At 42.2% G+C, this 619-nt stretch carries 1 protein-coding gene; it reads right to left on the minus strand.

Annotation, left to right across the window (positions count from 1 at the left end; all coding sequences use genetic code 11):
* Position 1: 1 nt before the first annotated feature.
* Positions 2 to 343 carry a hypothetical protein gene (locus HC175_RS16335; protein WP_168139449.1) on the minus strand — a complete coding sequence of 114 codons (342 nt, stop codon included), beginning with the start codon at positions 341 to 343 and terminating at the stop codon, positions 2 to 4.
* Positions 344 to 619 lie beyond the last annotated feature (276 nt).

The raw sequence follows: 619 nt of genomic DNA on the forward strand, positions 1-619 counted from the left end.
GTTATTCCAGATCACTGTCACCTTGCTGGATCCAGTTACCCTGAGCATCTGCAAAAAGCTCCTGCGATTCCCCATCCTGTGTACTTAGAACCAGTTTGTAAATAACTTCGCCTTCTTTTTCGGCCGAATAAACATCAGAAACTGTGGCACCCTGATAATCCTTTTCCACAGCTTTTCGCACTTCCTGTGGCAGATCCTGCTGTTGGATCTGAGTGTATTCCATTTTTTGCTCTTCCACAAAGGGAGTTTCACGTTCTGAATTTTCGTAAACCTGGGCGGTAACAGTTCCTGCTGAGAAAAACATCGCTCCTGCGATTGCTGCGGTAAAAAATATTCTTTTCATGATCAATTATTTTAGTTTTGGTTATGACAGAGTAACTGAAATAATTGGACCAGATTTGATCACCAAGCTTAAAAGCCTCACCACGTAAGGATTCATCCGAAAACAACTGAAATTTTTAAGGGTTCAAAAATGAGATTTTCCACAACTCTTTGTGGAAACTCACCACAAAAAGAACGTCAGTTACAAAGTCAGGCCTTGTTCAAAAGCAGTTCCTATCACCACAAGATCTGCACCCGCATTCCACGCTGCCTCTAATTGTTGGACATTCCTGATGCC

The organism is Salinimicrobium oceani (genome assembly GCF_012037645.1).